This is a genomic window from Marinobacter daepoensis DSM 16072, assembly GCF_000421165.1.
Lineage (GTDB): Bacteria > Pseudomonadota > Gammaproteobacteria > Pseudomonadales > Oleiphilaceae > Marinobacter > Marinobacter daepoensis.
In genome coordinates, this window is sequence record NZ_ATWI01000008.1 from 140,631 (window position 1) to 164,044 (window position 23,414).

A 23,414-nucleotide genomic window follows, 5' to 3' on the forward strand; every position below is an offset into this window, starting at 1 on the left:
ATACACCGGGGCTATCATGGTGGCGGGGGATTGCCTTCTTTGAGTCGGTACGGGTGTGTATAATCCGGCGAAACCAATTGTCAGGGTAGTTTCATGGATCGCTTGTTTGAATTTGTTGTTAACCACTACATCCTTGTATCGCTGTTTGTGGCGTTCCTGCTGGCCATCCTTGTTCTGGAATCCCGTCGTGGCGGAGCCAAGATTTCGGCCCAGGGTGCCGTCACTCTGATCAATAAGGATGAAGCCGTGGTGCTGGATATCCGCGACCGTAAGGAATTTAACGAAGGTCGCATTACCGGTTCGGTGAACATTCCGCTTAACAGCCTCAAGGGCCGGGTGAATGAGCTGAGCAAGCACAAGGATAAGCAGATCATTGTTGTCGATAAAATGGGGCAGCACGCCGCGATGGCCGTCAAGCAACTGAATGCCGAAGGTTATGATAACGTTGTGCGCCTGAACGGTGGCGTTACGGATTGGAAGGCGAGCAATCTGCCATTGGTCAAAAAGTAACGGGGCTTGATCTGAGTAGAGATCTGACGCACTGTTTCACATTACCATCCGGAACCGCACTGTAAACTGTTCCGACAGATGACCCAACAGCGGGCCTGGCCCCTTAATACGGAAACGAAAGGACTGATCATGGCTGAGAATCAGCAAGCCGCAGGTAACGAGAACCAGAACCAACCACAGTTTGCCCTTCAGCGCATTTATGTGAAGGACCTGTCTTTTGAATCTCCCAACTCTCCGCTGGTTTTCCAGGAGCAGTGGAAGCCGCAGGTGAATCTGGACCTGAATACCGCTCACAACAAGATCAGCGACAATCAGTACGAAGTGGTTCTGTCGCTGACGGTAACAGCAAAGGTTGGTGAGAAAGTCGCCTACATTGTTGAGATCCAGCAGGGTGGCGTGTTCCTGATTTCTGGCATCGAAGGGCCACAACTTGGCCAGATGCTGGGCGCCTATTGCCCGACGATTTTGTTCCCATACGCCCGTGAAGCGATTGACGGCATTGTGAACAAAGGCAGCTTCCCGGCCCTGATGCTGGCCCCGGTTAACTTTGATGCCATCTACGCCCAGGCTCTCAAGCGCAAGCAGGAAGAAGCAGCGGGTGAAGCGAAGGAAGAGCAGACCCACTAAGCGTCTGGCGCCCCCTCGGAAAGAAAAACCGGCTTCGGCCGGTTTTTTTGTGCCTGTTTGATTTTTATCAACTGCCTGTTGACGTTACATTTAAACTAAACAATAATCGTTTGCATTAACGTTTTTGGTGTTGGTTTATGATGGATCAGAAGCAGGCACGTTTCGGGTGGCCTTTGGCCGTTGTGTTTTTGGGGGTTGCCGGAGCCGCAGAAGCCGGAGTGGGCTATCTGGATGAGCTGGTTGTTACCGGGACCCGCACGGAGCGCCAGTTGCTCGACACCCCGGTGCGTACGGAAGTCGTCACCGCAGGTGAGCTGAAGGCTACCCATGCTCGAAGCCTGAAGGAAGCATTGGAGCATGTGCCTGGGGTGCAGTTGCGGGAGATTCATGGCAAGCCGGGTTACGAAGTATGGCTTCAGGGGATTGAGGCAGATCGGGTACTGGTGCTGATTGACGGCATGCCAATGACGGCGACCACTGGCTCCGCGATCGACGTCAGTCAGTTGGCGGTGTTGGATGTTGAGCGCATTGAAGTGGTCAAGGGGGCGGTTTCAGCGCAATACGGAAGTTCGGGTATTGGTGGCGTCATCAACGTGATTACCCGGGTCCCGGAGCCCGGGCTTTCCGGTGAGTTGACGGCGGATGCTGGTAGTTATGGCAACCAGAACCCTTCGGGTGACCGTACTGATGCCGCCCGGTACGGGGCCCGTGCCACGGTACAGGGTGGCAATGAGCGGCTGGCTTTGAGGCTGTCCGCATCGCACCAGCACTCCGATGGGGTAGATCCGCAGCCGGAAAGCTGGGCTCAACCGGGAGACGAGTATGATCGTACCGACCTCACGCTGCGGGCCGATTGGCAGGTTGCTGACAAACACCGGCTGAGCGGCACCGTCGCTCACTTCCAGGAAGATTCTGAGTCCCGTTATCGACTGCCGCCCCCGGTGAATGCCAATCAAGGCAAGGAGGAATCGGTAAAGCGCATCCGTTTCTCTCTGGCTGGCACCCATCGTGGAGCCGGCGTTGTTCAGGGAGGCTGGTCTGCCGTTCATGAAACCCTGAATGACGACACATTGAAGTATTCCGCTGGCCGGAGTTTTGATGATCGGCAATCTGAATCGACCCTGGCCCGGTTTTCCGGGCATCTGGGAGCATCGATTGGCGGGGGGCATTTTCTTCAGGGTGGTGTTGATGTCTCGCGGGCAACGCTTAAACAGAGCAAAGACCAGGCTTCGGAGCTGGGAGGGAAGAAGGCCCGCAGAGGGCAAGAGCTCTGGCTTCAGGATACCTGGATGCCCGCGTCGAGACTGGAGCTGGTGCCCGGTGTCAGGTTTCAGAATGACTCCGATTTTGGAACCCACACCGCACCCAAGATTCATGCCCGCTATGACCTGGCCCGGACGGATACCTTGACGGCGTTTCTTCGGGGTGGCGTTGGGGCAGGCTACCGGGTACCCAACCTGAAAGAGCGGCACTATTTGTTTGACCACAGCTCGCTTGGCTACATCGTTAAAGGTTCGGAAGACCTGAAGCCGGAGGAGTCGGTAAGTTATCAGTTCGGTGGGGGCGTGTCCTGGAACCGGCACGCCTGGCTTGAGGCGAATGCGTTCTATAACGACATTGATCAGTTGATCCAGACCTCGGGTACGGGTGTGGTCAGCGATGGTGTGGCGGAATACCAGTACGAAAATATCGCTGAAGCCCGAACCTGGGGTGTTGAAAGCACTGCCGGCTGGGAGCCCTCTGAGCGGTGGCGGTTTACCGCTGGTTATACCTATACACGTACAAAGGATGAGCAGACCGGTGATGCGCTCAATCATCGGCCCAGGCATCAGGCCAACCTGGGGGTTGATGGCCCGCTCATACTGCCCGGTTTGTCCTGGAGTGCCCGGATGCGCTACCAGAGTGATGAGTTCGTGAATGCCGGGCGTGGCACTGAATCGCCGGGTTACACCACCACGGACCTGAAACTCAACTACCAGCTTTCCAGCGACCTGCGACTGTTTGCCGGCGTCGACAATCTCACCGATGTACAGCGTGACTTTTCAAAGGCCAGTGAAGATTTCAGGCCGGTGGGCGGGCGCTTCCTGTACGCCGGGCTGACCGTATCGATTGGCAAATAGCCTCAACCTGAACATTCCATGAACCGTAAGGAGACACCGATGAACCTGTTTGATACCCGGCCCCCGGCTCTTGTGCTGACGGCCATGTTGCTGACGGCCTGTGGCGGTGGCAGTGACAAAGACATCGAGACAGCCGGGGGAGATGCCGGCAACAACGGAGACAATACGGCAGGGGCAGGCGACCAGAGTGGTCTTCAGTCCAAGCGCCTGCCTGCGGCCAATGAAACGGTTTACCTGAACCTGAAAACGGGTGCTCTGGTGGGCGAGAACGACGAATGGCACATTGCTGCCAACCGGTTGAGATTCACGCTGAACGGCGGCGCCTCCGGCAGTGGCATGGTCGGGGGAGTGCTGGCGGTGGCGCAGGATGATTTCTACGACGCGGACGGTGAACCCAGGGTTAGCGTGTTCACCAATGCCACCGTTAATTCGGAAGAAGAGCATTTGAGGGAAGTTTTCTCTGCGCCTGAGAGCTGGCAGCAGGATGCCTTTGCCAGCGCCTTTGGGGCTTCCAGTACCTGGTCGGAGTATGACCGCGCAACCGGTGTGATATCTGAGAAGGCCGATGTGGGTTATCTGGTCCGTTCTGCCGAAGGAGACAGCTACGCCCGAATGCGGGTGGTGGATTTTCATTTCCCTACCCGGGCGGGCTCTGGGATAGAGAGCTTCCGGTTCGAGTTTGAGGTGCAGGCGGCCGGAGCCAGCCAGTTCAGCAACACGCCCGTGGTTTTTGAAGCGCCTGCGGATTACGACGGCATGGATGCCTGTTTTGATTTCGATTCGGCAATGGTTGTCGATTGTGCGGCCAGCGATGCCTGGGATCTTTTGGTGGGGTTCTCGGGACGGGACTGGTATCTCCGGTCCAACAGCGGTGAATCCGGAGCAGGCCGGGGCGGTGCATCAGCCCCGATGACCTGGAGTGAGCTGGATCAGAACGCAGCTGACCCCGGGGTGCCCCGGTTGTATGAGTCTGACGCCACAGGAGGCGTGTTCTCTGAAAACACCTGGTATGCCTACAACCTGAGTGAACAGCACAGAATCTGGCCCAACTTCCGGACTTTCCTGGTGAAATCTGACGTGGGGGTGGCCGACTCGGCAACCTGGGCACTGCAGATTACCGGTTATTACGATGACAACGGCAACAGCGGCCAGCCTTCGGTTCGATGGGTGCCCGTCGAGCTTGAACAACCTCAGGAGTAAACCATGCAGCAGACAGTAGAGGCCGCAAAGGCGGGTGACCAGAACCTGGTGGGGCGCTGGCAGGCGCTTCAGGAGACACAACCACACCTGAGAATCCGGGCAGCGGCGGAGCAGTTGGGTGTGAGTGAAATGGAATTGGTCAGGCTGCGTGGGGGAGAGGCTCTGGTGCCACTGGAAGGCCGGTTTCCTGAGATTCTGAAAGCGCTTGAGCAGGTGGGGCCGGTGATGGTTTTGGCCCGCAACAATGAAGTGGTTCATGAGGTCACCGGCGCTTTTCGGGATTTCACCAGCGGAAAATCTGGTCTGATGGGGCTCGCCGTCGGGGACATTGATATCCGGGTGTTTTTCAAGCACTGGGCCTGGGGTTATCGGGTGCGGGAGCAAGTGCGCTCTGGTTTGAGAGAGAGCCTTCAGTTCTTTGACGGTTACGGAGCGGCGATTCATAAGATCTATCGTGTGGCGGAGACCGATGACGTCGCCTGGGATCAATTGGTAGAGAGGTTCGCGGCCAGCCAGTTGGCGCCATTTAAACCTTGCGGTAAACGGCCAGACCCGGTGAGAGTGGCCGCCGGGTCTGTGGATATCAAGGAACTCCGTGACGGTTGGCAGGAACTCAAAGACGTCCATCACTTTAACGCGTTGCTGAAACGGGCCGGAACAGACAGGCTGACGGCACTCGAGTTGCTCAGAGGGGAGTGGGCCACAGAGTTGCAGCGCACCGACGGTGGTGTTCTGGATACCCTGCTAGCGCTGTTGAGGGACAACCAGTGCCCCGGGATGTTCTTTGTCGGGAACCCAGGCATTGTGCAGATTTACACTGGTCAGGTTTCTAACCTGCGCCGTACCGGACCATGGATGAACGTGTTGGATCCGGGCTTCAACCTGCATGCCAACACGGAGCTGGTCAAGCGTTGGTGGCTCGTACGCCGACCGTCGTCTGATGGCATCATCACATCCGTAGAAGCGTTCAACGCACGCGGCGAGTTGGTGCTGACAGTCTTTGGTGAGCGTAAGCCGGGATTGCCGGAATCCGAATTCTGGCGGGAGCAAGTGGCCACTTTGGAGGCGTTGTCATGATGTTCCGGCTAGGGCCATTCGTATTGGCGGTGTTGCTGCCGGCTCTGGTTCAGGCTGATCCTCTGCGAGTAATCACGGCGGATGGTGCGATTACAGAGATTGTTTATCAGTTAGGAATGGAAGCGCGGCTGGTGGCCGTCGATACCACCAGCGGCTACCCGCCGGCTACCCAATCGCTGCCCAAAATCGGCTACCTGCGAGCGCTGCCCTTCGAGGGGGTGCTGGCAATGAAGCCGGATTTGCTGATTACCTCGGAGCAGGCGGCGCCGAAGAAGAATCTGGACCGTCTTACTCGGGCTGGCGTCATGGTAGAGACCTTGCCGTCGGCCTGGTCTCCGGAAGCGGCATTGGCGCGGATCCGGTCCGTAGGTGATCTTTTGGGAGAGCCGGGGCGTGCAGCATTACTGGTGACGGCGCTTGAAACCGAGATTCGGCGTGTTCAGCGTTCAGCGTCGGCCAGAGAACGTCGCCCGAAAGTGCTGTTTATGCTGGCGGCGGGGGATCACTCGGTGATGCTGGCTGGTGAGGGCACGGCGGCGTCGGCGTTATTGGAGGCCGTGAATGCCGATAATGCAGTGTCGGGTGTGATGGGCTACAAGCCCGCGAACCGGGAGGCCATTCTTGCCTCGCAACCTGACGCCATTGTGATTGCGGAGTCCACACCCGGGCAGTTTGATATTGACTCCTGGCCGGAACTCGCTCGCCTTCAGGCCTGGCAGGCGGGGCATCGATTGGTGGCCGACAGCATGTTGCTGCTGGGTTTCGGCCCAAGGTTGCCCCAGGCCATGGCTGCGGTTAATCGGGTGATGCCTTCAGACGCCCGCGTGGCAGATCATGATTCGTGATGCAACGGGGCGCTTCGGGTACACCCCTTCATTAGTGGTGGTGGTTTCCGCGGCTGCGGTGGTGGCTCTTGTCTCCGTTTCGAGCGGCGCCTATCCCTTGTCAGTAGCTGACATTCTCCGGGTGCTGGCCGGCCGGGACGCCAGCGACCCGGTTGCCTCAATGGTTTTGCTTGATGTCCGCCTGCCAAGGTTTCTGTTGGGGTTTCTGGTGGGGGCCGTGCTTTCCGTTTCCGGGGCTCTGTTGCAGGGGCTGTTCCGGAACCCGCTGGCTGACCCGGGGTTGATTGGTGTTTCTGCGGGCGCCTCCCTTGCGGCTATTGCTGTGATTGTACTTGGTGGTACCTGGCTTGGAGGCTGGCTGGCGCTGTTTGGCGAATGGGCGCTCCCGGTGGCGGCGTTCCTAGGCGGCAGTGCGACCGTGCTGCTTGCCTGGCGCATTGCCCATCGCGCGGGACAATCGGCGGTGGCGACCCTGCTGCTGGCAGGCATCGCCATCAATGCAGTCGCGGGCGCCGCAACCGGGCTACTGACGTTCTATGCCACCGATGATGAGCTGCGATCGCTGACGTTCTGGACCATGGGCAGTCTGGGACATGCCGGGTGGGATGAGTTATTGATTGGTGCGCCGTTTATGGTGTTGGCCATACTGGTTGCTCCCTGGCTGGCTCGACCACTGGATGCTTTCTTACTCGGTGAATCGGTCGTCGGGCACCTTGGTTATCGACCCGACAGGGTCAAAAAAGCGGCGATTCTGGTGGTTGGCCTGGGCGTTGGTGCTGCGGTGGCGGTCAGTGGCCTCATCGGGTTCGTGGGGCTGGTGGTGCCGCATCTCGTTCGCCAGTTGCTGGGAGCCAGTCATCGGGTGGTGTTGCCGTTCAGCGCCTTGGTTGGTGGCACTTTGCTGGTGGCGGCCGATTCGCTGGCCCGGGTTGTGGTTGCGCCTGCTGAGTTGCCAATTGGCCTGATGATGGCGCTGATCGGAGGCCCGTTCTTTTTGGGGCTGTTGATGCGCAGAAAGGTGATGTGATGGTGTTGTCGGTCAGGAATCTCAGTGTGTCGCTGGGTGGTACAACGGTTGTCAGTGACATCAGCCTGTCGGTTGCGGCGGGAGAGGTGCTGATGCTGCTGGGTCCCAATGGTGCCGGCAAGTCTACTCTGCTGAAGGCGGTATCCGGTGAGATTTCGTCAACGGGCCGGATTGTCGTTGGAGGGTGTGAGCTTAATAACTGGGAACCCTCGCAACTGGCCCGACGGCGCGCAGTGATGCCCCAGAGGGTAGAGGTGAACTTTCCACTGACGGTGGAAGAGGTGATTGCGCTGGGAAGGCCGGCCGTGTTTCGGGGCTGTGTTGATCCGGTGGTTCAGAAACTGATGGAGGCGCTGGACATTGCCCAACTCCGTCACCGGCTGGTTCCAGAGTTGTCAGGAGGGGAGCAGCAGCGGTTGCAGTTGGCCCGGGTACTTGGGCAGATTATCGACACGCCAGGGCAGCGAGTGTTGTTGCTGGATGAATGTACGTCGGCCCTTGATCCGGCTCACCAGCAACTGGTGCTGGAGTTTGTTCAGCGGTTGGCGCGAGAGCAGGGCGTAGGGGTGCTTGCTATTGTGCATGATCTGAATCTGGCGGCTCAGTTTGCAGATCGCCTGATCATCATGCGTGAAGGGCGCTGCTTCCATGAAGGTTGTGCCTGCGAGGTGCTGACGCCATCAGTACTCAAAGCCGTGTACGGGTACCGGGCGAGAGTGATTCCACTCCCCGAGGGCTACCCTGTGATTGTGCCTTTGGGGAGTGGTCCGGTTCAGAGAGCGCCGTCGAAACCGAGCTGCCGCCAGGCTTCGTAGACGACAAGAGCCGCGGTATTGGACAGATTCAGGCTACGACTCTCCGGGCGCATCGGGACCCGTAGTTGGCGTTCTTCCGGCAGTCCGTTTCTGACGTCAGCTGGCAGGCCGCGGGTTTCTGGCCCGAACATGAGGTAGTCGCCGTCTCTGAAAGATGCTTCATGATAATGACGGGAACCTTTGGTCGTGAGCCCGAACAGCCGTTCGGGCTGTTCGGAGGCCAGGAAATGCGTGTAATCCGAATGGATTTTTACGGTGGCGTATTCACTGTAGTCCAGCCCGGCCCGTCGCATCTGTTTGTCTTCCAGAGAGAACCCCAGAGGCTCAATCAGATGCAACTGGCAGCCAGTGTTGGCACAAAGCCGGATGATGTTGCCGGTGTTCGGCGGTATCTCCGGCTCGTACAGAACGACGTGCAGCATCAGCGCTCAACGGCCAGGGCAACTCCCATGCCGCCGCCAATGCACAGAGTGGCCAGGCCTTTTTGGGCATCACGGCGGGCCATTTCATGCAACAGGCTGACCAGAATGCGGCAGCCGGAAGCGCCGATCGGGTGCCCCAGGGCGATGGCGCCACCGTTTACATTTACTTTGCTGGTGTCCCAGCCCATATCACGGTTAACGGAAATGGCCTGAGCGGCAAAGGCCTCATTGGCCTCAACCAGGTCCAGATCCTGCGCTGTCCAGCCCGCCCGTTCCAGGCAGCGCTGGCTGGCAGGGATCGGGCCAGTGCCCATGATGGTCGGGTCTACTCCGGCGCTGGCCTGGGCCTTGATGGTGGCCAGTGGTGTCAGACCCAGTTCTTTGGCTTTCTCTGCACTGCAAACCATGACAATGGCGGCGCCATCGTTCAGAGACGACGCGTTGCCTGCGGTGACCGATCCATCTTTCCTGAACGCCGGACGAAGCTTGCCAAGGCTTTCACCTGTTACGCCGTCCCGGGGGCACTCATCTTTGGCGACGATCAGTGGATCGCCTTTACGTTGGGGGATTGCAACCGGAACAATCTGGCCGTCGAAATGGCCGGCTTGCTGAGCCGCAACGGCCTTTTGCTGGGACGCCGCGGCGAAGGCATCCTGCTCGTCCCGGCTGATGCCGTACTTGTCTACGATGTTCTCTGCGGTGATACCCATGTGGTAATCGTTGAACGCGTCCCACAGGCCGTCGTTGACCATGGTGTCGATCATGCTCCAGTTGCCCATACGCTGGCCGTTACGGCTGTTCGGGAGCACGTGAGGAGCCTGGCTCATGCTTTCCTGGCCGCCGGCCAGGATGATATCGGCATCGCCGCACTGGATGGCCTGGGCCGCCATGTGAACGGCTTTGAGGCCCGAGCCACAGACCTTGTTGATCACCAGAGCCGGTACCGTTTCGGGCAGGCCGGCGTTGATCGCAGCCTGGCGGGCCGGATTCTGGCCACAGCCGGCAGTCAGGACCTGACCGAGGATGACTTCGTTGATCTGGTCGCCGGCAACGCCAGTTTCTTCCATTATGGATTTGATGACTGCGGTACCAAGCTCGTCGGCCCGCAGGCTCGACAGGCCCCCGCCGAAACTGCCGATGGCGGTACGTTTTGCGGCAACAATAACAACATCACGCATGGAGACTCTCCGTTATCCTGGGCGCAGTTTCTGGTTGCGCCTGTTTATAAGAATGGCATGCATTGTAGCGGCAAAGCCGTGGCTGGCCAAAGTGACAAAGGTCGGAGTGGTTCTGGGCGCGGGCTACATGTGCAGGCTGCGGCCACCGTCTACTGTCAGAATCTGACCCGTTACGAACGGCGCGTCGCACATCAGATACGCAATGGCGCCGGCAATGTCGTTGGGGTTGCCGGTTCTGGCCAGTGGGGTTTTGTCCAGAATTGCCTGTTGGTACTCCTCATCTGCGCCCGAATCACCGTCTGGCCAGAGAATGGCCCCCGGCGATACTCCATTTACCCTGATGTCGGGTGCGAGATCCTTGGCCCAGGCGCGGGTCAGTGCTGCCAGGCCCGCTTTGCTGGCGCAGTAGAGTGGATGATCTTTCAGCGGTTTCTCGCTGTAGATGTCGATGAGGTTGATCACGCTTCCGGACGAGATTCTGAGCGATGGCAGGCACTGTTGCAGCAGGAAGAACGGTGCTTTGAGGTTGGTGCCCAGGACCTTTTCCCAGTCCTCTTCAGAGGTTTTTTCTGTCGGGTTTGGGTAAAACACGGAGGCATTGTTGACCAGCGCATCAAGACGGCCCCAGTGTGTACAGGCCTGGTGAGCCAGTGTCCGGATCTCCTCCACGCTGGAGAGATCGGCGGGATAGCAGGCGGCGGAGTCCGGCCGCTTCTGGTTGAGTCTGGCCGTCAGATTTTGTGCCTGAGTTTTCCGGCTCCGATAGTGAATAATCACATTCCAGCCCCGGGCGTGCAGTGTTTCGACCGTCTGTGCCCCCAGGCGGTGGGCGGCACCTGTAACCAGTACTACAGGGTTGGGCATCTTACTTTCCTTTTGCGAGTTAACTCATTACCTCGGTAATACGGCGCAGGCGCTCGTTCCGGATTGCCTCACCCAGGGCTTTACCCTGAATGCCTCGCTGCAGGAAAGGCTGAGGGGTGACGTTTTTCGCGTGACGCGCGGCCTTCTCAAGAAAGTGGCTGGTATCGCTTTCTTCATTCCGCTCACTGTTCCCATGATCAAGCGTGCAAGGGAGGGTGTCCAGCAGTGTTTCAAATCGCTCAGGACGGCGCCAGAGGTCTGCCTGGTCCAGCAGTGCCAGGGTTTCTTCCGGAGTGATGTCGCGGGCGGATGCGAGTGAGCGCAGCTTCGCTGTGAACAGACAGACCAGGTGGGCCATTTCACGGCATTCCACCGGGCTTTTCATGGCCTTGGCGCGGTTGACTGCTGCGGGGCCGGGCACTTCCGAAAGCAAGGCGGCAAAGCGCTGGGCTGTAGAGCCATGTTTCAGGTGAATGCACTCAAGCGCCTGCATTCCATTCTGGAAGTTGGTTTCGTCGTTAAGCTCCGGAATCAACACCTTGAGGGCGCCCAAGGCTTTCAGGACCTTGAAGAAAACGGCCGGGGCATGTTCGTGAAGCGCCCTTTGAACTTCCTGCCATACCCGCTCCGGGGTCAGGTCCCGGAGTTCACCTCTGGCCACCATGGCCTGCATCAGGTTCATGGTTTCCTCACTGATCCGGAAACCCAAAGGGGTAAGGCGTGCCGCAAAACGGGCAGTGCGGAGAATGCGTAGCGGATCTTCAGAGAAGGCGTCTGACACGTGCCGGAGTACTCTCTGATCGAGATCAGCCCGGCCGTTAAACGGATCCACCAGTTGGCCATCGTCTGCTTCGGCGATGGCGTTGATGGTGAGATCCCGGCGCTTGAGATCTTCTTCCAGAGTTACGTCCGGGGCACTGTAAACATCGAATCCGTGGTACCCGCGGCCCTGCTTGCGTTCGGTTCGGGCGAGGGCATATTCCTCACCCGTGGCGGGATGCAGGAAAACGGGAAAATCTGCGCCAACCTGTTTGAAGCCTTTTTGTTGCATGGTGTCCGGTGTGGCGCCGACGACCACCCAGTCCCGGTCTTTCACATTCAGGCCGAGCAGCTTGTCGCGGACTGCGCCGCCCACCAGATAGATTTGCATGATGTGGATGTTCCAGAATGGTGTGAATGGATCTTCCGGAATTATCCTGCCCGGGCGGGGAAGAGGCAAATGGAGGAGGGAGCAAGAAAAAGCCCGGCATGCAGACGAGGGCCGGGCTTTGAGTGTGGCTGGCTGACGGTCAGAACGACGTGCCGAGCTCCAGAGCGGCACCGACATCGGCGCTGCTGTAGAGAGCACCAAGATCTACCCGTACACCCACGATGTTCAGACCCAGGCCTGCCGTAAACTGGGTATCTTCTTCGATGCCGTCGTTGTCGTCATTACTTGCAAGATTATGGCGAACGCCAGCACGGAGCTGGGCATAACGCCAGGCATCAAATTCGGCGCCAAGGGCGACCCACTGAGTATCGTCCTCGTAGCCAAAGGCTTCATTCTTGGTCAGATCCACTTCGGCGGTAATAACGTGGTAGTCACTTTTGTGGGCAATACCCGCTGTAACCATCGGGTTCAGTTCGAGGGTGTACTCGTCTTCGCCCAGGTCCGGGCGTGACCGGGCAGAGTCCAGCTCCATCGGAATCAGGTTCTTGACCACAAGGCCGGCATTCCACTGCTTTTCGGCGCCGAAGGCGTAGGCAGCGCCGAGGTCCAGGTTGAAGCCGCTTTTGTCGGTTTCGTATTCGTCGCTGTCGAATTCGTCGTCCTCAAAGCCAGAGACGGTCTCGGTGTACTGGAAGGTGCGAAGCTGAACGTATTTCGGGGTAATGCCCACATGCAGACGGTTGCCGTTATTCAGGTCAAACGAGGTTGCAATGCTGATACCGGCTTCCGCCACGGCTGAGGCAAGTACCCGTCCTCGTGACTGGAGATCCTGGTCGAGATCGGCGTTGACCAGATCGCCAACTGGTGCGCTCTCCAGAGCCGCCAGAAGTGCATCGTCACGTTCGTCAAACTCGCCGCGCACGGTGGCGGTCAGGCTGGCGTCGGTCACGAACCCGATTGAAATTGACCGGGCAGGAACGGCGAATGCAAGCCCAAGACCGGCGTTAACTCTGACGGTGTCCTGATTGAAGTTGTTCAGCCGGTCGCGCAGGTCCCCCGCCAGTTGGCGGGCCTCGTCCGGGTTAGACGTGCGGTCAAGATCATTAAACTGCTCGATGACATCCTGAATGTCATCCACCTGGTCAATCACTTCTTCCTCATCCGCTGCCCGGGCATGAACGGATGGCAGCATCAGTCCGAAATCATCTGCCCAATCGTGTTGCTCGGCGGCCATCATGGCCGGATTGGAGCTGGGGGCAGCGGAAGGGTGGGCTGTTGCCACACCGGTTCCGCCCATGGAGAAGGAGCGCGCTGACATAAATGCCTGTGGGCTAGCCAGTGTGGACGTGGTTGCCACAGCCAGACCGATGGCCAGAGCGAGTTTGTTGAAGCGGTTTGCTTTCATGAGTGATCCTGTCGGGTTCCTGATACATGATTTAATCATCCAGTGACTGAAAGGTTAGTTCAGTTTTTTATGTGACACAGCGCACATGCGGTAACTGTTTGTTCGCGATGTGTAAATAAAGGCAGTTTTTTGCCGCTTCCGCTGGACAGAGATCGGTTGGCGTGGTTGAAAGTACTGGTAGAACATGGGGTTACTGGAAGTGGCGTGATTTTTTCATGAAGGCTGGGAAAGTGTTGTCCGGAGACAAGATAATGACGTTGCGCTGGATCCTCGTTCCTGTTCTCGCCCTTGCAGTGGCGGCCTGTTCTCCCGTGGGCAGTTACCGGAATGCTCAGCCCGAGGCCGAGAGCTTTGAACCCATTACTGTTCGCGTCAGCGGGTTCGGTACCTATGAGGATGCCCAGGCTGACCGGCTCAACCCCCGAAAGCGGCTGCTTGCGCGTCGCGCTTCCCAGTTGGATGCCTACCGGAATCTGGCAGAACGTGTGTACGGTACGGTGATTTATGGCAGTTCGACCGTGAACGACTTTGCCCTTCGCAATGACAGCTTCCGGACCTACGTAGACAGCTACATACGGGGGGCCCGGATGGTGGCGGTGAACGAGCACAGCGACGGTGTGGTGGAAACCGTGATGGAGTTGAAGCTGGAGCCGAGATTCCGGGCGTGTGTCTCAAAGGTGGCAGACGACCAGGTGCAGGATCTCTGTGCTATTCCGATGCCACAACGGAGCGACAGGGTTGGGGATGTTGAAGCTGGCCGCACGGACTCCCTGTATTACCTGGACTAAGACGCAATGACACCGGCAGGTGGTTGAACCATGATGAGATGGCTGTTTCCTTTCCTGATGCTGAGCTTGTGTGCCGGAATTGCTGATGGGGCGGTTCTGGAGGGGGTGGGGCACGCCAGCATCCGGGACCAGAATCTTGACCAGGCGAGAGCCGAGGCGCGGCAGGCTGCAATGCGGGACCTGGCCTTGCAGTATCAGGCCCGTGTGAGCACGCGGGATACGATGGAGAATGGTGAGCTGGTTGGCTCTCATACCGAGCTATCGGCCTTGGCTCAGGTTCGGAATGCCACCATTGTGGATGAGTATCAAAGTGGCAACCTGCTGCGGGTGATTGTTCGTGCAGAGATGTCCGATGCTGGGGGAGAGGCCGGAAGCTGCCAGTCCGCCGAGGCTTCCACATTACGCAAGCGGGTGGCGGTAACGGCGTTCCCTGTTATTCGGCCAGAGCAGGGTGGTGACGGGCTGGACGAGGCGGGGCTGCAGCTGTCGCAAGCGCTGGTGGCCCGTTTGCAGCAGCAAGAGCGGTTGCAGGTGCTGGGGGCAACGTCGTTGCAGCTGTTTTCCAATCTGCCCGATGCCCCAACCTCACGGAAGAACTCCGCCACAAATCAACTGACCAACGTGGTTCAACTGGCCCGGGAGCTGGGTGCCCAGTTTGTGGTGTCGGGTGTGATTCGTGACATCGGGCTGGCAGATCCCGGCGCTTGGGGCAGTTCCATTCTGGATCGGATGCAGCGGAGCATAGGCCTCACGGACACCTCTCGTCGCTTTGAGGCGGAGTTGATGGTGTTTGATGGGTTCAGTGGCTCGCCGGTATTCCGGCAGCGATTCGAAACCTCGGCCGATTGGCGTCCCGATGGCAGTGGGAGCGGTTCTTTTGCCGGTGCCGGGTTTGGAGATTCGGAATGGGGTTCGGCTGTTGAAGGCGTGATGGCGGATATGACTGCTGCGGTCACCAGAGCTCTGGCATGTCAGCCCTTTATGGCCCGGATTACACGGGTGGATGGCCAGCGCGTTACTCTGGCCTCTGGTGCGACGGCGGGACTGCGTCCGGGAGATGAGCTGCATCTATACCGGAGTCAGCGCTATTTTGATTCGCTGGACGGTACGCCGGAGCTCTCCGATACCGGTGTGACCCTGACACTGGATAACGTGCACCCGGATTTCAGTAATGGGCAAATGCCCGAAGAAGGTGGCCTGATCAACGTTCAGCGCGATGACCTGGCCATTATCTGGTAACTATCCGGCGGCTTCGGCTGCCGCAAGATCCCGGATCTTGCCGACCATGGCGCGCAGGCCGTTTCCTCGGGTCGGAGAGATGTGGCGGAACAGATCCAGTTGTTCGAACAGCTCGTCGATGTCGGTGGCTAGCAGGTCTCTCGGTGTCTTGCCGTTCAAGGCAACCAGAATGATGGCGGCCAGCCCACGAACGATCATGGCGTCCGAATCAATCAGCAGGAACAGTTTACCGCTGTCCTCATCGTAGTGAGGGATCAGCCAGACCTGGCTCTGACAGCCATGGACGTAGTTCTTTTCAATCCGCTCATCGTCGGGAAAGGCGGGCAGTTGCTTGCCCAGATCGATGATGTAGGCATAGCGTTCCTCCCAGTCGTCCAGAAACTCAAAAGCGTCCAGAACGTCTGCCAGAGTGGTGTCTTTGCCCAGGGGGTTGTTCAGAAATTGTTCCTTGCTGGCGGTCATAGCATTCCCAGTTCAAGTTTGGCTTCGTCGGTGAGCATATCGTTGTTCCAGGGGGGATCAAAGGTCAGCTCGACGGTTACCTTGTCCACATTGGGCACATGCTCTACCTTACGCTTTACATCGTCCGTAATGACCGGGCCCATGCCACAGCCTGCGGCGGTGAGGGTCATTTTGATGTAAACGTGATTGCCGTCTTCAGTGCCATTTTCAATCCTGCACTCGTAAATCAGCCCCAGGTTAACAACATCGACCGGGATTTCCGGGTCATAGCAATTACGCAGTGCTTCCCATACCTGGTTTTCGTTGATGGTGCCGTCTTCCGGAGTCTCAAAGCTACTTTCCAGCGGTTGCTTGCCAAGGGCATCGGCATCGTGGCCCTCAATGCGCGCGAGGTTGCCGTTAACCGCCACGGTGAAGCTGCCGCCGAGAGACTGTGTGATGGTCACGAAGGTATCTGACGGGATCATGATTTCCGTTCCGGCAGGCACCAGGCGGGCCTCCACTTCGCGTTTGGTCAGGACGACTTCGCGTTCTTGCATGGTTGATCGGTCCTATCTTTGTGCTTTACGCCACCGTGAAGCTTTCACCGCAGCCACATTCGGCCGTAGCGTTAGGATTGCGGAAGCGGAACAGGGAGTTTACACCTTCGGTGACAAAGTCGATTTCGATGCCATTCACCAGGGGCAGGTGTTCCTGCTTGACGTATACATCGACGCCATCAATGGTAAACACGCGGTCATCCTCGGCAGGCGCTTCGACCCACTGGGTTTCGTACTTGAAACCGGAGCAGCCGCTCTTCCTGATGGCCAGGCGAATGCCTTTGGCGTCTGGTTTCTTGTCCAGTTGTTTGCGAACGTGCTTGACCGCAGTGGGGGTCATGGTCACGCTCACATCGTTTGGGGTGAAGACTTCGGCTGTCATGTTTCCACCTCCTCAGGCAAACAGATGCTGGATTTTTTGCAGGCCGGCAAACAGTGTCTCGACCTCATCCAGAGTATTGTAGAACGCAAACGATGCCCGGGCTGTACCGGGTACTCCGTAGAAATCCATCAAGGGCATGGCGCAGTGGTGTCCTGTGCGAATGGCAATACCCTGCTGGTCCAGCAGCGTGCCGAGGTCGCTGGGATGAAGGCCGGAAATCTTGAACGACATCACAGGGACTTTATGACGCGAGGTGCCGATGACCTCCATGCCCGGAACGGTGTCGACCAATTCGTTGGCGCGTTTCAGGAGGGTGTTTTCGGCAGCCTCCATCGCCTTGCGATCCAGGGCGTTGAGATACTCAATGGCGGCGCCAAGCCCGACGGCCTCCGCGATGGCCGGGGTGCCGGCTTCAAACTTGTAGGGCAAGACGTTCCAGGTGGTACGTTCAAACGATACCCGTTCGATCATTTCACCGCCGCCCTGATAGGGGGGCATCTCTTCCAGCAACTCGGCCCGGCCGTAAAGCACACCGATGCCGGTGGGGCCAAACAGCTTATGAGATGAGAAGGCGTAGAAATCGCAGCCCAGAGCCTGCACGTCTGGCTGGAAGTGGGGCACGGCCTGAGCGCCATCAATCAGCGTCAGTACACCCTGTTTCTTTGCCTGTTCAATCAGGGAGGCGATCGGGTTAATGGTGCCCAGCACGTTGGAGACGTGGGTGATGGCGAGAATCCGGGTACGATCATTCAACAGGCTGTTGAACGAGTCCAGGTCCAGATCGCCGTCGGGTGTCACCTGAATGGGGATGACTTTGGCTCCCGTGCGCTCGGCGACCATCTGCCAGGGGACGATGTTGGCGTGGTGCTCCATATGGCTCACCAGTATCTCGTCTCCGGCGTTCAGGCGCGGTGCCAGGCCATTGGCGACCAGATTGATGGCTTCTGTGGTGCCCCGGGTCCATAGGATTTCACGGGTTTCCGGGGCGTTCAGAAACTTCCGGACGGTTTCCCGGGCGCCTTCGAACGCAGCCGTTGCACGGTCTCCCAGCGTGTGGGCACCGCGGTGTACGTTTGAGTGCATTTCCCGATAATAGCGGTCCATGGCATCCAGCACGGCCAGGGGCTTCTGTGCCGAGGCGCCGTTGTCCAGATACACCAGAGGCTTCCCGTTGATCTCTTGATTGAGGATTGGGAAGTCGCGGCGAATGGCGTGTACGTCAAAGGCCAGCGACGGGGTGTTGTTTGCCACGGACAGGTCAGTCATGCCTCTCAGGCCTCCCGAAAGGTTTGCTCAAAAAAATCACTCAACCGCGCCTGGGCGGTTTCACGGACAACGGCGACCGGAATCTGTTCAACCAGTTCGTTGATAAAGGCCATGGTCAGCAACACGTTGGCCTGCCGACGGTCAATGCCTCTGGATACCAGATAGAACACTGACGTTTCGTCCAACTGACCGATGGTCGCTCCGTGGGCGCATTTAACGTCGTCTGCGTAAATCTCCAGTTCGGGCTTGGTGTCAATCTCTGCACCGTTGGACAGCAGCAGGTTCTTGTTGTTCATATCCGCGTTGGATTTCTGGGCGTCCTGATGGATATGAATGCGGCCATTAAAAACGGCATGGGACTGGTCAGCAGCGATGTTGCGATAGGTTTCCTCGCTGTTGCAGTGGGCCGCCACGTGATCAATGGATGTGTGGTTGTCGTAATGCTGTTTACCCTGAGTAACCACAACGCCATTGAGCTTGGTCTCTGCCCCTTCTCCTTCCAGCCGCACCTGCAGGTCGTGTCGGCGCAACGGGCCGCCGAAGCCAACGCAGTGGCTTTCAAACCGGGAGCTGCGTTGTTGGCGGACGCCGGTCGCCCCGATGTGCTGGACGTTCTCGCCTTCCATGTTCAGTCGAACGCTGGTGACATTGGCACCCTCGGCCAGGCTGAACTCGGTCACGGTGCTGATGAGCGCAGAGGCCTGGCCAGTCGAGGTGTATTCTTCCACCAGCGTCAGCTGGCTGTTGGCCCCGGCCTCAACGAAAATTCGCGGGTAGGCCGAGCCGCTGGCATCCGCGCTGGTTTCGTGGATGATGAAAAGTGGCTGGTCAAGCACCGCACCCGCTTTCAGCCGGACAAGCAGGCCATCTTCAAAGCGGGCCCCGTTCAGGCGAGCAAACTGGGCCTGTGCATGGTCCAGAGTGTGGCCCAGTCTTGCGGCCAGGGCGTTGGCCTCATCAGCGTCGAGATCGTTGAAGCTGGTAATCTGAATGCCGTCGAGATCCGGATATTCGCTGGCCTCGGGAATCATCACGCCGTTGAGAAAGACTACTTTGTAACCGGGCACCGCCAGGCTGTTGCCGGTCTTGCCTTCTGCCGGCAGAGAAATGGCCATGTCATCGGCCAGCTTCAGGTACTTGCTGGAGTATTTCCAGTTCTCGGTTTTGCGTGTGGGCAGAGGCATGTCAACCAAAGCGCTCGCCCTTTCTTTTCGCAGCGCCAGCAGCGGTTCCGGCAGCGAATGCCCGGCCGGGTGCAGGAAGGCGCTGGAAAGCATGGGTACAGATTTCATTCCATGGCCTCCTGATCAGTTGCTGGCATCGTCGTCTTTAATGCCGAGCCAGCCGTAACCTTTTTCTTCCAGTTCCAGAGCCAGTTCGCGTCCGCCAGACTTAATGATCCTGCCGCCGGCGAGTACGTGCACGTAGTCTGGAACAATGTGGTTCAGCAGACGCTGGTAATGGGTCACCATCAGAATCGCCCGGTCGTCCGAGCGCAAGGCGTTCACTCCGTCAGAAACCACTTTCAGGGCATCGATGTCCAGGCCAGAGTCGGTTTCGTCCAGGATGGCCAGCTTGGGTTGCAGCATGAGAGCCTGCATGATTTCGTTACGCTTCTTCTCGCCGCCGGAGAAGCCCTCGTTCACACCCCGTTTCAGGAAGGCTGGGTCCAGGTCTACCTGTTTTGAAACTTCCTTCGCCAGCTTCATGAATTCGGCCGCGTTCATCTCCGCTTCGCCTTTATGCTTGCGCATGGCATTAACAGCGGTGCGCAGGAACTGCAGGTTGCTCACGCCGGGAATTTCCACCGGGTACTGGAACGCCAGGAATATGCCGTCGCGGGCGCGCTCTTCGGTTTCCAGTTCCAGCAGATTTTCACCGTTCAGAGTAACTTCACCTTCGGTGACTTCAAATGCATCGTTGCCTGCCAGAACCTGTGACAGGGTACTCTTACCGGAACCGTTCGGGCCCATGATGGCGTGAACTTCCCCGGCCTTGATCTCCAGGTTGATGCCCTTGAGGATTTCTTTGCCCTCAACGGATGCGTGCAGGTTTTTGATACTCAGCATTTGTAGATGTCTCTCTATATCCTGAATTTCGATCTATAAACTCGTACCCTTTTATGCCCCTGAAAACGTTCGGGACAGTGGGCGGGGCATAGCGTTTAACCAACAGACCCTTCAAGGCTGACTTCCAGAAGCTTGCCAGCCTCAACCGCAAACTCCATTGGCAGCTCCTTGAACACCTCTTTACAGAAGCCGTTCACGATCATGGACACGGCCTGCTCCGGGTCAATGCCGCGCTGGCGGCACAGGAACATCTGCTCGTCGCTGACCTTGGACGTGGTGGCCTCATGCTCGACAATGGCAGACTTGTTCTTGCTTTCAATGTACGGGAAGGTATGTGCACCGCAGCGGTCGCCAATCAGTAGCGAATCACACTGGGTAAAGTTACGCGCGCCTTCCGCACCAGGACCGAATTTCACCAGGCCGCGGTAGGCGTTGGAGCTCTTGCCAGCCGAAATCCCCTTGGAGATGATGGTGCTTCGGGTATTTTTGCCCAGGTGGATCATCTTGGTGCCGGTGTCGGCCTGCTGGAAGTTGTGAGTCAGGGCCACAGAATAGAACTCGCCGACGCTGTTTTCACCCCGGAGTACACAGCTTGGGTACTTCCAGGTAACGGCGGAGCCGGTCTCGACCTGAGTCCAGGAGATCTTTGAATTCTTGCCGATGCAGGCGCCGCGCTTGGTCACAAAGTTATAGATGCCGCCTTTGCCTTCTTCATCACCCGGGTACCAGTTCTGCACCGTGGAGTATTTGATCTGAGCGTCGTCCAGCGCCACCAGCTCAACCACCGCCGCGTGTAGTTGGTTCTCGTCACGCATGGGAGCCGTGCAGCCCTCCAGATAGCTCACGTAGCTGCCTTCCTCGGCGATGATCAGGGTACGCTCGAACTGGCCGGTATTGGCGGCATTAATGCGGAAATAAGTCGACAGTTCCATGGGGCAGCGCACGCCCTTGGGAATGTAAACAAAGGTGCCGTCGGAGAAGACGGCGGAGTTCAGGGCTGCGAAGAAGTTGTCGCCCTGGGGCACAACGGTGCCCAGATACTTCTTGACCAGTTCCGGGTAGTCATGCACCGCTTCGGAAATGGAGCAGAAGACAACGCCAGCCTTGGCCAGCGGCTCTTTGAAAGTGGTAGCAACTGACACGGAATCAAATACCGCGTCTACTGCAACACCGGCCAGCTTCTCGCGCTCGTGCAGGGGAATGCCCAGCTTTTCGTAAGTTTTCAGAAGCTCTGGATCGACTTCATCCAGGCTTTGCGGCATATCCTCTTTGCGCTTGGGCGCTGAGTAGTAGGAAATCGAGTTGTAGTCGACTTTCGGGTAGCCAACGTGAGCCCAGTCTGGCTCTTCCATTTCCAACCAGCGACGATAGGCTTTGAGGCGCCATTCCAGCATCCACTCCGGCTCTTTCTTGATGGCGGAAAGGCGGGCAATGACGTCTTCGTTCAGTCCGGGTTCGAACGTGTCGGATTCGATTTCTGTCACGAATCCGTGTTCGTACTCCCGTTTGATCAGCTCTTTCACCTCGTTATCGGTGGTCGCCATGATCGTCGCTCCGTAATTCTCTCATCCAGGGCGTTTGCCCTTTGTGTCACCGGCAGCCCCTGTCGGGCTGGCGGATGGGTGTCATATGTTTGCTGATGTTGCAGCGGTCGCTCTCTCCATGAGTACGCCCTGCAATCGTTTCTTGGATGACGGGGGGCGGATAGGCCGTTTCCCCGTTGCTTCTGGCGAGCGATTATACAATACCATAGTAAAATAGTCAGGTATTAAATCGGTTGTGTGAGGATTATACCTTAATCACGCTCTGGGGCACTAAGGGGCGGGTGTTGTCCTGATAGACTTTGGTTTGTTGGAGCGAGCGGGTGTCGTAGCTTGTCAGGCTTGGTGCGGCCACCCCTTCGACGATTTCGAGTCATCCTCTATATCTGGATCGAGCGGGGCTGGCCGTTTTCGTTAGCTTAGCCTTTTGTATTCTCAGGAAAAATCTTGGTCAGGTAAGTGAAATTCAGATTCTCCGGCAAGCTTTCCGGTCTGGGAATTTTAACGATGTGACCACTGCCTGGCGCACACTCCATGGCCTCGCCCTGGCGGTTTTCCATGGCATCAGCGCAGAATCGAAGATTGCCGGCAGGGGTGATGAGTTCGAGTTGGTCGCCAGGTGCGAATTTATTTTTGACGTCGATGGTGAGCCATCGGTCATCCGCATCGGAAATGGTACCTACCACCTGCTGTGTGCCGAGAAATGACGAACCCTGTTCGTAGGTCTGGTATTCCTGGGGCACGTGGCGGCGCAGGAAGCCCTCGGTGTAGCCCCGGTTCGAAAGTGCTTCGAGTTCGTCCATCATGTGCATGTCGAAAGGTTTGCCGGCTACGGCGTCGTCAATGGCTTTTCGGTACACCTGAGTAGTGCGGGCGACGTAATAGGTGCTCTTGGTGCGGCCTTCGATTTTCAGGGAGTGAACGCCCATATTGACCAGTTCGGCGACATGCTGCACGGCGCGCAAGTCCTTGGAGTTCATGATGTAAGTGCCGTGTTCGTCCTCGTAGGCGGGTATGAAGCCTCCGGGACGGTTGGGTTCTTCGAGCAGGATTTCTTTTGGTTCGAAGGTTTCCACGGTATTGGCCGAGGTCGCGATTAAATCGCCGGTCTGGTCCTGGCTGTGCTGGACTTCTTTGTAGTTCCAGCGACAGGCGTTGGTGCAGGCCCCCTGATTGGCGTCACGGTGGTTCATGTAACCGGACAGCAGACAGCGGCCGGAGTAAGCCATGCATAAGGCGCCATGCACGAACACTTCCAGTTCCATTTCAGGCACGTGTTCGCGGATTTCGCGAATTTCGTTCAGCGCCAGTTCCCGGGACAGGATGACCCGGCTTATGCCTTGGCGGCGCCAGAATTCAACGGTTGCCCAGTTGACGGCGTTGGACTGGACCGAAAGGTGGATGGGTTGCTCGGGCCATTTTTCCCGCACCAGCATGATCAGGCCAGGGTCGGACATGATCAGGGCATCGGGTTTGTGCTCAATCACAGGCTCCAGATCCCTGAGGTAGCTGCGCACCTTGTTGTTGTGAGGGGCGATGTTGGAAACCAGATAGAACTGTTTGCCTAGTTTGTGAGCCCGTTCTATGCCGGCGCCCAGGGCTGAAACGTCCTTGAAACTGTTATTTCTTACTCTCAGGGAATATCGTGGCTGGCCAGCGTAGACGGCATCGGCACCGTAGGCAAAGGCGGTTTCAAGGTGTTCGGGGGTGCCGGCGGGGGCGAGCAGTTCCGGGCTGGTCATGGGTTCTCCGGTTAATGGCTGAAAAACAATTGGATGCAGGTAGGGCATTTTGAAAAAGAGGTATTCTGCGGCAAAAAGAATGGAGTGCCATTGATCTTGCTCAAAGGTCGTATTGATTGATTTCGGCTAACATGTGTACGCTGATA

At 57.9% G+C, this 23,414-nt stretch carries 23 protein-coding genes; 10 read left to right on the forward strand and 13 right to left on the reverse strand.

Annotation, left to right across the window (positions count from 1 at the left end):
* The first annotated feature begins 93 nt into the window (after positions 1-93).
* From K325_RS0101155 to K325_RS0101190, 8 genes are all read left to right on the forward strand, one after another.
* Positions 94-510, forward strand: a complete 417-nt coding sequence (locus K325_RS0101155) for a rhodanese-like domain-containing protein (RefSeq protein ID WP_029652413.1) — start codon at positions 94-96, stop codon at positions 508-510.
* 129 nt (positions 511-639) lie between these two features.
* Positions 640-1,137: a protein-export chaperone SecB gene (gene secB / locus K325_RS0101160; RefSeq protein ID WP_029652414.1), complete on the forward strand. Its 498-nt coding sequence runs from the start codon at positions 640-642 to the stop codon at positions 1,135-1,137.
* Between the two features lie 137 nt (positions 1,138-1,274).
* A complete protein-coding gene (locus K325_RS0101165) occupies positions 1,275-3,257 on the forward strand; it encodes a TonB-dependent receptor plug domain-containing protein (protein WP_029652415.1) in 1,983 nt (660 codons plus the stop codon).
* A gap of 39 nt (positions 3,258-3,296) precedes the next feature.
* A complete protein-coding gene (locus tag K325_RS0101170; protein ID WP_051146519.1) occupies positions 3,297-4,457 on the forward strand; it encodes an HmuY family protein in 1,161 nt (386 codons plus the stop codon).
* 3 nt (positions 4,458-4,460) lie between these two features.
* Positions 4,461-5,534 carry a hemin-degrading factor gene (locus K325_RS0101175; RefSeq protein ID WP_029652417.1) on the forward strand — a complete coding sequence of 358 codons (1,074 nt, stop codon included), beginning with the start codon at positions 4,461-4,463 and terminating at the stop codon, positions 5,532-5,534.
* A complete protein-coding gene (locus K325_RS0101180; protein ID WP_029652418.1) occupies positions 5,531-6,379 on the forward strand; it encodes a heme/hemin ABC transporter substrate-binding protein in 849 nt (282 codons plus the stop codon). The genes K325_RS0101175 and K325_RS0101180 overlap by 4 nt, the downstream gene beginning before the upstream one ends.
* On the forward strand, positions 6,369-7,406 hold the full coding sequence (locus K325_RS0101185; RefSeq protein WP_029652419.1) for a FecCD family ABC transporter permease: 1,038 nt from the start codon (positions 6,369-6,371) through the stop codon (positions 7,404-7,406). The genes K325_RS0101180 and K325_RS0101185 overlap by 11 nt, the downstream gene beginning before the upstream one ends.
* Positions 7,406-8,221, forward strand: a complete 816-nt coding sequence (locus K325_RS0101190) for a heme ABC transporter ATP-binding protein (protein WP_036192820.1) — start codon at positions 7,406-7,408, stop codon at positions 8,219-8,221. Before K325_RS0101185 ends, K325_RS0101190 begins: the two co-directional genes overlap by 1 nt.
* On the opposite strand, the gene trmL is transcribed toward K325_RS0101190, so the two are convergent.
* The 5 genes from trmL to K325_RS0101215 form a co-directional block, all read right to left on the reverse strand.
* Positions 8,179-8,643, reverse strand: coding sequence for a tRNA (uridine(34)/cytosine(34)/5-carboxymethylaminomethyluridine(34)-2'-O)-methyltransferase TrmL (trmL, locus tag K325_RS0101195; protein ID WP_029652421.1), 465 nt, complete (start codon positions 8,641-8,643; stop codon positions 8,179-8,181). The genes K325_RS0101190 and trmL overlap by 43 nt on opposite strands.
* Positions 8,643-9,821, reverse strand: coding sequence for an acetyl-CoA C-acetyltransferase (locus tag K325_RS0101200; RefSeq protein ID WP_029652422.1), 1,179 nt, complete (start codon positions 9,819-9,821; stop codon positions 8,643-8,645). The genes trmL and K325_RS0101200 overlap by 1 nt, the downstream gene beginning before the upstream one ends.
* Positions 9,822-9,944: 123 nt before the next feature.
* Complete coding sequence (locus K325_RS0101205) at positions 9,945-10,685, reverse strand: pteridine reductase (RefSeq protein ID WP_029652423.1); 741 nt, start codon at positions 10,683-10,685, stop codon at positions 9,945-9,947.
* A 19-nt stretch (positions 10,686-10,704) separates the two neighbouring features.
* Positions 10,705-11,835: a tRNA nucleotidyltransferase/poly(A) polymerase-related protein gene (locus tag K325_RS0101210; protein ID WP_029652424.1), complete on the reverse strand. Its 1,131-nt coding sequence runs from the start codon at positions 11,833-11,835 to the stop codon at positions 10,705-10,707.
* 139 nt (positions 11,836-11,974) lie between these two features.
* Entirely contained in the window at positions 11,975-13,240 is a 1,266-nt protein-coding gene (locus K325_RS0101215; protein WP_029652425.1) for a conjugal transfer protein TraF, read from the reverse strand.
* A gap of 251 nt (positions 13,241-13,491) precedes the next feature.
* Between K325_RS0101215 and K325_RS0101220 the strand changes: the two genes are divergently transcribed.
* Positions 13,492-14,028: an LPP20 family lipoprotein gene (locus K325_RS0101220; RefSeq protein ID WP_029652426.1), complete on the forward strand. Its 537-nt coding sequence runs from the start codon at positions 13,492-13,494 to the stop codon at positions 14,026-14,028.
* A gap of 30 nt (positions 14,029-14,058) precedes the next feature.
* A complete protein-coding gene (locus K325_RS0101225; RefSeq protein WP_029652427.1) occupies positions 14,059-15,267 on the forward strand; it encodes a flagellar assembly protein T N-terminal domain-containing protein in 1,209 nt (402 codons plus the stop codon).
* Here K325_RS0101225 and K325_RS0101230 read toward each other — a convergent pair whose 3' ends face one another.
* From K325_RS0101230 to trhP, 8 genes are all read right to left on the reverse strand, one after another.
* Positions 15,268-15,729, reverse strand: coding sequence for a SufE family protein (locus tag K325_RS0101230; protein WP_029652428.1), 462 nt, complete (start codon positions 15,727-15,729; stop codon positions 15,268-15,270). It abuts the gene before it with no gap.
* Positions 15,726-16,268, reverse strand: a complete 543-nt coding sequence (gene sufT / locus K325_RS0101235) for a putative Fe-S cluster assembly protein SufT (RefSeq protein ID WP_022990808.1) — start codon at positions 16,266-16,268, stop codon at positions 15,726-15,728. Before sufT ends, K325_RS0101230 begins: the two co-directional genes overlap by 4 nt.
* A gap of 25 nt (positions 16,269-16,293) precedes the next feature.
* A complete protein-coding gene (locus K325_RS0101240; protein WP_029652429.1) occupies positions 16,294-16,650 on the reverse strand; it encodes a HesB/IscA family protein in 357 nt (118 codons plus the stop codon).
* 12 nt (positions 16,651-16,662) lie between these two features.
* The gene (locus K325_RS0101245; protein ID WP_029652430.1) at positions 16,663-17,916 is read right to left on the reverse strand and encodes an aminotransferase class V-fold PLP-dependent enzyme; all 1,254 of its coding nucleotides are present in this window, start codon (positions 17,914-17,916) and stop codon (positions 16,663-16,665) included.
* 5 nt (positions 17,917-17,921) lie between these two features.
* A complete protein-coding gene (gene sufD / locus K325_RS0101250) occupies positions 17,922-19,208 on the reverse strand; it encodes a Fe-S cluster assembly protein SufD (RefSeq protein WP_029652431.1) in 1,287 nt (428 codons plus the stop codon).
* Between the two features lie 15 nt (positions 19,209-19,223).
* Entirely contained in the window at positions 19,224-19,985 is a 762-nt protein-coding gene (gene sufC / locus K325_RS0101255) for a Fe-S cluster assembly ATPase SufC (RefSeq protein WP_029652432.1), read from the reverse strand.
* A 95-nt stretch (positions 19,986-20,080) separates the two neighbouring features.
* Positions 20,081-21,529, reverse strand: a complete 1,449-nt coding sequence (sufB, locus tag K325_RS0101260) for a Fe-S cluster assembly protein SufB (RefSeq protein ID WP_029652433.1) — start codon at positions 21,527-21,529, stop codon at positions 20,081-20,083.
* A gap of 416 nt (positions 21,530-21,945) precedes the next feature.
* The gene (trhP, locus tag K325_RS0101265) at positions 21,946-23,268 is read right to left on the reverse strand and encodes a prephenate-dependent tRNA uridine(34) hydroxylase TrhP (protein ID WP_029652434.1); all 1,323 of its coding nucleotides are present in this window, start codon (positions 23,266-23,268) and stop codon (positions 21,946-21,948) included.
* Positions 23,269-23,414 lie beyond the last annotated feature (146 nt).